The sequence below is a fragment of the Sphingobacterium allocomposti genome (assembly GCF_008124885.1).
Classification (GTDB): Bacteria; Bacteroidota; Bacteroidia; order Sphingobacteriales; family Sphingobacteriaceae; genus Sphingobacterium; species Sphingobacterium allocomposti.
In genome coordinates this window covers 426,382-435,884 of record NZ_VNHX01000001.1, presented here as the reverse complement: position 1 = coordinate 435,884, position 9,503 = coordinate 426,382, and the positions used below count along the sequence as shown (strand labels likewise).

At 48.5% G+C, this 9,503-nt stretch carries 5 protein-coding genes; 4 read left to right on the top strand and 1 reads right to left on the bottom strand.

Annotation, left to right across the window (positions count from 1 at the left end; all coding sequences use genetic code 11):
• The first annotated feature begins 125 nt into the window (after positions 1–125).
• From BC792_RS01640 to pgi, 3 genes are all read left to right on the top strand, one after another.
• Positions 126–1,457 carry an ABC transporter permease gene (locus BC792_RS01640; protein WP_148907232.1) on the top strand — a complete coding sequence of 444 codons (1,332 nt, stop codon included), beginning with the start codon at positions 126–128 and terminating at the stop codon, positions 1,455–1,457.
• 295 nt (positions 1,458–1,752) lie between these two features.
• Positions 1,753–2,949, top strand: coding sequence for an ATP-binding protein (locus tag BC792_RS01635; RefSeq protein ID WP_148907231.1), 1,197 nt, complete (start codon positions 1,753–1,755; stop codon positions 2,947–2,949).
• Between the two features lie 250 nt (positions 2,950–3,199).
• Complete coding sequence (pgi, locus tag BC792_RS01630; RefSeq protein WP_148907230.1) at positions 3,200–4,846, top strand: glucose-6-phosphate isomerase; 1,647 nt, start codon at positions 3,200–3,202, stop codon at positions 4,844–4,846.
• 186 nt (positions 4,847–5,032) lie between these two features.
• Here pgi and BC792_RS01625 read toward each other — a convergent pair whose 3' ends face one another.
• On the bottom strand, positions 5,033–6,607 hold the full coding sequence (locus BC792_RS01625; RefSeq protein ID WP_148907229.1) for a M20/M25/M40 family metallo-hydrolase: 1,575 nt from the start codon (positions 6,605–6,607) through the stop codon (positions 5,033–5,035).
• Between the two features lie 373 nt (positions 6,608–6,980).
• Here BC792_RS01625 and BC792_RS01620 point away from each other — a divergent pair, with 373 nt between their 5' ends.
• Entirely contained in the window at positions 6,981–9,503 is a 2,523-nt protein-coding gene (locus BC792_RS01620; protein WP_148907228.1) for a DUF5686 family protein, read from the top strand.

Here is a 9,503-nt window from a genome sequence, read left to right as displayed (position 1 = left end):
GTTTTTTGAGTGTAGTCCAAAGGATTTTATGCCGGAGAGGGCTATTGAGGAGTGAGTAAGGCTAAGGAAGTACAACATAATAATATGAAAAGTTTAGAAATGGTAATAATGCACTATGTGTAGGCATGGCGTGGCTAATACTGCCGGAATATAATGCCATGATGAACTACACCCTGCGCATTCAACAGCTTTTCCGTCTGGCAGATATTCTATACTTTGCAATAGCCTTTGGATTAATGACGCTGATCGCGGGGGGATATCCCGCATGGAGGATCGCCCGTACCAGTATCATCCAGACGCTGAAGGGGAATACCGACATCAAGACGGGCGGCCTGCGCAATAGCCTGACTGTACTCCAGTTTACCGTTGCTACTGTTTTGATCATATCCACCATTGTGATCAGCTCGCAGCTTCACTATATTGCCAATCGTCCGCTTGGCTTTGACAAGTCGGAGGTGATCAGTATCCCGATAGGCACGGGGGTAGATCCCGAGGCCGTTTTACAGCAGATGCGCGTGGAACTTGAGGCACAGCCATGGGTACAAGGGGTTAGCGCCTCCGACATCAATATAGGCCGTGGCCGCGACGGAAGTATATCTGCCAGCCGGTTTGGATTTGAATTCCAGGGACGGCAGGTCTACACCAACTTCATGCGCGTGGATTACGACTATCTAAAAACATTGGGGATTAAACTGGTCGCCGGCCGCGACTTCGATCGTGTCTTTACCACGGATACCGCTGCCGTCCTGATAAACCAGCAGATGGCCGCTCTTCTCGGCGGAGCTGACAACATACTTGGCAAAACGGTGGCCATGGACGGCGATCCACGGGTTATTGGCATCATCGACGATTTTAACTTTCAAGATCTGCGTCGTCAGGTCGGCCCGTTGATGCTTTCGATAAACCCGACAATCTTTCCGGTGGAATATATTTTTGTCCGCGTTCAGACAGACCACCTACGTGAGACCTTGAATAAGGTGGAACACATATGGAAAAGGATAAACCCGAAGGCAGGTATCCCTGCCTCGTACTTAGAGGAAAACACCCAAAACATGTATAAGAGCGAGCAGCGCTTCGCACAGATTGTTATCGGCGGAGCGGTAGTTGCCATTGCCATTTCCTGCCTTGGGCTGTTTGGGCTAGCTCTCCTCATGATCAACGGACGCATCAAGGAAATCGGAATCCGTAAAGTTCTGGGATCATCGGTCGTTAATATTGTTGTACTTCTTGCCCGGGATTTCTTCAAGCTGACGGTTATTGCCTGCTTGATAGCCACGCCATTGGCCTGGTGGATGATGGATAACTGGCTTCGGAGTTTCGCATACCGCGTTCCTTTGGCGTGGTGGATGTTTTTAGGGGCCGGGGTGCTCTGCATCGCCATTGCGATGAGTACGATTGCCTGGCAGACCTGGCGGGCGGCGCGTGCAAATCCCGTAAACAGCTTACGCGATGAGTAAAACAAAACACCGAACCAACACCGCCCCTTAACCGCCCGTTGCTCGGGCCGGCTTCGAACTTTTCGAAGGAAATCCAAGCACAGCGCTCAACTCTCCGTTTTCGGTTGTCATGACAGAATTTGCAGCGATGAAGTATTTTGGTAAGAAAGAAGTCCTCGGGGAGAATCTAACTATTCGCAACTTCGCAGGTGCTTGAAGATAAGTAGGAATTATTAACTCAACTTATCAAAGTTAACCATCTATTGATAAGTCAAGTTAACAATTTATTGCTATTTTTGTAAACAACAGTTTGCAAATGGAGAGAATAAAACTCAAATCAGTCTTCCTCCGCGAGGAGATGGATACGTTACATATCCGCCATCTTTACCATCAAATTGATTGGTCGGATAGACTAGTGGGAATATTGGGTGCACGGGGAACTGGGAAAACAACGCTGTTACTTCAACGCATGAAATTGGCCTTTCCAAGCGACGATACAGCACTTTATATATCGCTGGACGACATCTATTTCGCGAGCAATACCCTTATGGAGGTAGCAGAAACCTTCAGGTCGAGAGGCGGAAAAGTCTTATTCATCGATGAGGTCCATAAATACAGCGGCTGGGCTCGGGAGATCAAGAATATCTATGATACCTATAACGATATCTCCATCGTATTCACTGGCTCCTCTGTCATCGATATTTATCAGCAAGAAGCCGACCTTAGCCGACGGGCAATATTCTATGAGTTGGCAGGGCTTTCCTTTCGAGAATATTTACGTTTTGCAGATGTTTATTCCGGGGAAGTCATAAGCTTATCGGACATACTAAGCCAGCATACGCAAATCGCATTTAAATTAAGTAAACACTTCAAGCCGATACCCTATTTTGAAGCTTATCTCGATCACGGCTATTACCCGTTTTTTAAAGAAAATATCCGTACTTATTTTCTTCGCATCGAGCAGGTTATCCGACTGATTATCGAGACCGAACTACGATTTGTTGACGGCTTTGACATCAACAACACGAACAAAGTGATGCAGTTGCTCGCCATATTAGCGGAGAATGTTCCCTTCAAACCAAACATCAGTAAACTAAGCAGTAAAATAGGCATTAGTCGGCAAACTGTTACCCAGTATCTCCACTATTTAGAAAAGGCTCGCTTAATTAATATGCTAAATCCTGCGGGTGCTAGTATAAGTATTTTACAAAAACCCGAAAAGGTGTATTTGGAAAACCCCAATCTACACCGTGCTATCTCTTTATCCGAAGCCAATCAAGGTAGCCGCAGAGAGTCGTTTCTGCTCAACCAACTACGCAATGCCAAGCATGAAGTTTCACTACCTTCTGCTGGCGATTTTTTGGTAGATCGCAAGGTGACGATCGAAGTCGGGGGCAAAGGCAAAAGTCGAAAACAAATCGCAGGAGTAGAAAATGCTTTCATTGCCGCAGATAACCTTGAGATAGGTATCGATGAGAAAATTCCCCTTTGGCTATTCGGCTTTTTGTACTAGCCGGTAATCGCGGCGTACTACTGCTGTAGTGCTAGCCAGCAAACCTAGTATGTCCAGCACGGTAGAAAGCCTAATACACGCGTGATGACCTGCTGTCTATTTGTAAGCGGGAGTCGGCGGACTGGCCCTATAGGATCGTGCGCCACGAAAGAACATGGACATTTCATGATGAACATCCGTTAATATACCAAAAGGTGTTACGGTTATTAAGCGGCAATCGTTATCTTTGGTACAAAACAAAACAGTACATATGTTTCCTAATGTAGATTTTACAACAACACAAGCTTACAAATATCTGGCCGATCATTACATCACACTCAACGAGCAGTCTTTGAAAGAACTGTTTGCTGAAGACCCGGCGCGCTTTGAGAAATTTTCCATCCAACTGGAGGACATCCTACTCGATTTCTCAAAGAACAGGATTAATGATCAGACCGTGGCACTATTGGTGCAGCTGGCCAAAGAATGCCGCCTGTCCGATGCCATAGAAGCCATGTTCAATGGAGAACGTATCAACGCGACGGAAGACCGGCCGGTGTTACATACGGCGCTGCGCAACCAGTCTGATCGCCCCGTTCACGTCGACGGCGAAGATGTTATGCCCAAAGTCCGTGCAGTGCTCGCGCATATGAAAGATTTTACCAACCGGATTCTCTCCGGCGAATGGAAGGGATACACGGGTAAAGAAATCACGGACGTCGTTAATATCGGTATCGGCGGATCCGACCTCGGCCCCGTCATGGTTACAGAGGCATTGAAGGCTTACAAGAGCCGCCTAAACATGCACTTCGTTTCAAATGTGGACGGAACCCATATCGCCGAAACCTTAAAAAAGATCGACCCGGAAACAACCCTATTTTTGATTGCGTCCAAAACCTTCACCACGCAGGAAACCATGGCCAACGCCACGTCTGCGCGGGAATGGTTCCTTCAATCTGGCGCATCAGAAGGCGATGTGGCCAAGCATTTTGCTGCGTTAAGCACCAATGCGCAAGGCGTAGCTGCCTTTGGTATAGATACCAAAAACATGTTTGAATTCTGGGATTGGGTAGGCGGCCGTTACTCTTTGTGGTCGGCCATCGGGCTGTCGATAGCCCTGGGAGTAGGCTTTGACAACTTTGAAGAACTGCTACGGGGAGCCTACGCAGCCGACGTACACTTCAGAACGGCTGATTTCGAAGAGAACATCCCGGTTATCCTGGCGCTTCTAGGCATCTGGTACAACAACTTCTTCGATGCTGAAAGCCATGCCATCCTACCGTACGACCAGTACCTCCATCGCTTCGCAGCTTACTTCCAGCAGGGAGATATGGAAAGTAACGGAAAATATGTTGACCGCAACGGAAAACGCGTGGAGTACCAAACCGGCCCCATTATCTGGGGAGAGCCGGGCACAAACGGTCAGCATGCTTTTTACCAGCTCATACATCAGGGAACCAAGCTGATCCCCTGCGACTTTATTGCGCCGGCAGTGTCACATAACCCTATTGGCGACCACCATCAGCTGCTCTTATCGAACTTCTTTGCACAAACGGAAGCACTTATGAACGGAAAAACCGAAGAGGAGGTCGTGGCCGAGCTGAAAAAGGCCGGGAAGACTGACGACGAGATCGCAAGACTGAAAAACTTTAAGGTGTTCGAAGGTAACCGTCCCACCAACTCGTTTCTGATCAAAAAGATTACTCCATATACATTGGGAAGCCTAATTGCACTATACGAACATAAAATTTTTGTACAGGGCGTCATCTGGAACGTATTCAGCTTCGACCAATGGGGAGTCGAGCTTGGAAAACAATTGGCGAATAAGATTTTGCCCGAACTACGCAGCGACGAAGCGGTTAGCTCGCACGACTCGTCAACAAACGGACTAATTAACAGGTATAAATCCTGGCGATAGCCCTCATGTAACGAAGCCTTTCATGGTCCTATCATGAAAGGCTTCGTCGTATTAACCGGTTTAAGGACCTGCCTTCTCACAAGCTGCGTTGTCACCTCCCTTACTTTTCTGAAGCCTGCCTGAAGGCCCTCACTCGGCATTGCTATTGAATTTCTGAGCTCGTAAAGAAGTGTCGAGCATATGCTACTAGTATCCTACGCCCGTTCTCCGGGGTTGGCGGATAGCTGGCCATTGCCCCGCTTCGCCGTTCTGTCCGTCAGGGAGCACACGGCGCTCGCGATCCACGAGTTTATCTTCCTGTGCCGCCTTATAGGCCATCACTGCCGTCAAAATCACGTTATCCCGCAGATCATCGAACACCAGTTTATCGTATGTGTCCAGGTTCGTATGCCAGGTATTGTTAAAGTAGCCCCATGACAGCGAGCTCAACATGAATGCAGGAACACCGGCAGCAACAAAGGACGCATGATCTGATCCGCCACCTCCGGGACTTCCCGGAAATGTTGTCTTGATGTCCCTGGTTATTCCATTGGGGACAGCCTGGAGCCAGCGTCCTATGAAATCGTACGCATGAACGAAGCCCGAGCCGTTAATATTTTCTACGCGGCCGGTTCCGTTATCCAGATTAAACACGGCCTGCGTCTTTTCGACGATGGCCGGATTGTCCAGCACAAATGCTCTCGATCCGTTCAATCCCTGCTCTTCACTCCCCCACAGGCCTATCAGGATAGTACGTTTAGGATTCGGAAACACGGTTTTTAAAACGCGGGCCACTTCCATCATGGCCAATGTGCCGGTCCCATTGTCGGTGGCCCCTGATCCACCTTCCCAGGAATCCAAATGAGCAGAAAGGATAACATACTCATCGGGCAGCTCCGTACCCTTGATCTGCGCTATCGTATTGAAGGAAGGGACGTTACCGAGATCCTTCGAGCTTGTTTCAATCTTTACTTTAGGCGTTATCCCGTTTTTCGCTAAACGGTATAACAGGCCGTAGTCTTCCAGCGAGATGTCTACCGAAGGTACGCGCTGTGTACGGGCTCCAAAGATCTTGTTCGCGCCAAACTCCCTCGACCAAAAGCTGGAAAGCACACCTAACGCCCCCGCGTCTTCTAGCCTGCCTGGCAACGAGTTGGCAGATAGTCCTGTGGCACGGATATTATCGTCGAACACCCGGATAAGAGAGTCTCTTTCTTTCTTCATGCGCTCAAATGACGCCGGTCGCGCATACTGCTCCCAGTTGTGGTCAGGGCGTCCCGTCGGCTGATACATCGAAACCATGACATATTTGCCTTTTACCTGCGGAAGCCATTTTTCAAAATCCTGTTGATTGGTGAAGGTAGGCAAGATAACAACCTCTCCCTCTATAGCTTTTCCTTTCGTACTCGGGCTCCACGCCAGCTGCGTGCCCGCGAGCGTCTTCAGACGGGGATAGGTCATATCGATATGAGAGATCCCACGTTCCCAGCCGCGCCACTCGCCAAACTGCTGATTTTCTGCCGGAATGCCCCAACTCTGAAACGTCTTTACCGCCCACTCGTTGGCTTTGTTCATCTGTGGTGTTCCCACCAAACGGGGACCTACAACATCCAGTAGTTCAAAGGCGAGACGCTCCAGCTGCGATCCCTCGGTAGCCTCCTTGACAATGCGTTCCACAACTGGATCGAGCTTTTGTTCGGCAGGCCTGCCCCACTGTCCCTGCGCATGAACAGATACCAGCATCACACCACTAAATACCAATGTTCGCGTGTGTACACGCATAGTTTGTAACTTTTTAGACAAATTCATATACACTTGCTTAGTTATTCGCCTAAATGTCGGAGTTTTCTGTGAAAATAACCAGCTGTGACTAGATTTTTACGTGACGTAGCGAAAATATCCCGCTGAAAATGCTGTTTATTGCCGATATTATTAGCTCCCGCATAAACAAAAACCTTTTCTGTTTGTCAATAAAATGAGGAGCGGTTAAAGTCGCCTGTTGCTGCCGTACGCGTTGCTGCAGAAAACTACCGGCCTTAGATCGCCACCTAATAACTGTATGGCTTACTGTTTTCGCTGTTCTACAAGAGTTTTTTCTAAATTCATTTTGATCTTATAGTACAAATTGTATCTTTATGCAGGGCCATTTTAGAATATGAGGAGATTTAACTTGTTGAAATTAATAGTCTGCTTGCTTACCCTTAGTGTACAACTATGCCTGGCCCAACAAAAGATAACGGGAACTGTCGTTGACAAAGACAGCGGCCGCGGGATACCCTTGGCGAGCGTCAAGCTAGCAGGTTCCGCTCAGGGTACCTCCTGCGATTCCAGTGGGCGTTTTAGTTTTACGATCGACAGAGGACTTCCCATTCAGCTGGCCGTGTCGGCTATCGGTTATGAAGAGCAGGTGGTTCTGTATTCCAGTCCTCAGGAAAAAATCCTCGTGGAACTTAACAACAATGAGCATCTCATTGACGCCGTGGAAATATCACGCAAGCAGAAATACAGAAACCGCAACCCTGCCGTAGACCTCATTCACCAGGTTATTAAACACAAACGCGCCAACCGGCTGGAGAATCAGCCACGACTGTCCTTCCAGCAATATGATAAGCTGCAGTTCGGACTGGTAAATCCGTCCGAGAAGTATCAGTCACGCCTCGGCAGTATGGGCTTTTTCTTCAAAAATGTCGACACGCTGACATCGCCTGGCGACCGTCTGTTGACCATATTTATGCAGGAACAGCTGAGCGATGTTTATTCTAAGAACGACCCTAAGGCCTTCAAAAAGAGGGTCAAGTCCATCAAACAGACAAACTTCGATCAACGGTATGTCAACAACCATAACATACAGTCCTACCTTTCATACCTCTTTCAGGATGTCGAAATCTACGACGAAAACATCTTTCTTATTAACAAGCTATTTTTGAGCCCCATCGCGGGCAACGCTCCTGTATTTTACAAATATTATATCACCGATACGATTCAGACAGACGAGGGCAGATGTATACAACTGCAATTTGAGCCGCGGAACAAAACAGATCTTCTCCTCAGCGGCAGTCTTCAGATCACGATGGACGGCAGGTTCGCTGTGCGGAGAGCCGATTTACATGCCAACAAGGAAGCCAATTTAAACTGGGTGAACGAGATACAGATTTCGCTGCAGTACCGTCCTAACGCACAGCACCGCATGGTGATGGAGCGCAGCGACGTCGACATCATGTTCGGCACGAACCGTAGAGATGCGGTATACGGTCGCAAAACAACCCTCAACTACGATTATAACTTCGCTCCGACGTTTTCAGACGAGGTCTTTGCCGGTGCGCCAACTGAAATTCTGCCTTCTGCGCAGGGCGATGCACAGGTTGTAGAGAGCCGCCGTCCGATACAGCTGTCCACGGTCGAAAGCAACGTCTACACCAATATCGACTCGTTAAACAACAACCGGACCTTCAACACGATGCTCGCGGTGGGATACCTCCTCGGGCAAGGATTCTATAACGCGGGGCGAGTTGAATTCGGACCACTTGAATATCTTTATTCACAAAACAATATCGAAGGGAACAGAATACGTATCAGTGGCCGGACTACCGCAGCGTTTTCGGAAAAGCTCTTTCTGGAGGGGTATGTGGCGTACGGCACAGACGACAAAAATGTGAAGTATTTCATCCGTCCGACCCTGGCTTTAAACGGACAGTCTGTAGCCACCTTCCCGGCACATTTCATCCAGGTGGCTGTCCAGCATGATATCTTCGACCCCGGCCGGAACTTAGGTTTCCAAAAAGGAGACAGCTTCTTTCAGTCGATCCGCAGGAATAGGCCTACTAAATGGATGGATACATACGCCTACCAACTTAAGCACCTCATTGAGTTTGGGAATCATGTCAGCTTTCAGACCTCGTTCATACACCACCGCCGGCGGGCAATAGGTGATCTACGTTTTGTCTCATCGGGAGATGCGTCCCTTAATGTTCCCGATATCAATAGCAACGAACTGGAGTTTATACTCCGGTGGGCCCCCAAAGAGAAATTTTACTACCGTAACCTTGTACGGCGAACCATCGTCGAAAAATATCCGGTATTCAACCTGCAGTATAATCGTGGGTTAGAAGGGTTCTGGGGCGGCGACTATGCTTTCGACGCCTTGCGCGCCTTCGTGTCGAAGCGGTTCTTCCTCAAGCAGCTGGGCTTCGCAGATATGACATTAGCCGGTGGAAAAATATGGGGGACACTCCCCTATCCCCTGCTGGAATTACCTGACGTCTTCCGCGAAGAGGATAGGCATATCATTGATTTTTCCATGATGCGGAGCATGGAATTTGTAGCTGACGAGTACATACGATTCTCGTTAGAGCATCAGCTGGAAGGTTTTATCTTTAACAAGATACCATTCGTCAAAAAACTCAATCTACGGGAGATATGGGGTGCCAAAATGTTCTATGGCCGGTTAACCGATGGGAACAACCCGTATTTGAGCAACGACGTCATACGTTTCGACCGGGATAAGGACGGGCAGATCATGACACACGTCATGAACAGATCTCCCTACTGGGAAGGGAAGGTCGGCATTGACAACATTTTTCGTATGCTAAGGGTGGAATACATACGCCGCTTAAACTATCTGGGGCTGCCTAATGTTGACAGGGACAGCTACCGCGTCAGTCTTCACTTAAACTTTTAA

Coding starts and splice junctions, on each gene's coding strand:
- BC792_RS01640 (WP_148907232.1), top strand. CDS start 126: ATGGCGTGGCTAATACTGCCGGAATATAATGCCATGATGAACTACACC.
- BC792_RS01635 (WP_148907231.1), top strand. CDS start 1,753: ATGGAGAGAATAAAACTCAAATCAGTCTTCCTCCGCGAGGAGATGGAT.
- pgi (WP_148907230.1), top strand. CDS start 3,200: ATGTTTCCTAATGTAGATTTTACAACAACACAAGCTTACAAATATCTG.
- BC792_RS01625 (WP_148907229.1), bottom strand. CDS start 6,607: ATGCGTGTACACACGCGAACATTGGTATTTAGTGGTGTGATGCTGGTA.
- BC792_RS01620 (WP_148907228.1), top strand. CDS start 6,981: ATGAGGAGATTTAACTTGTTGAAATTAATAGTCTGCTTGCTTACCCTT.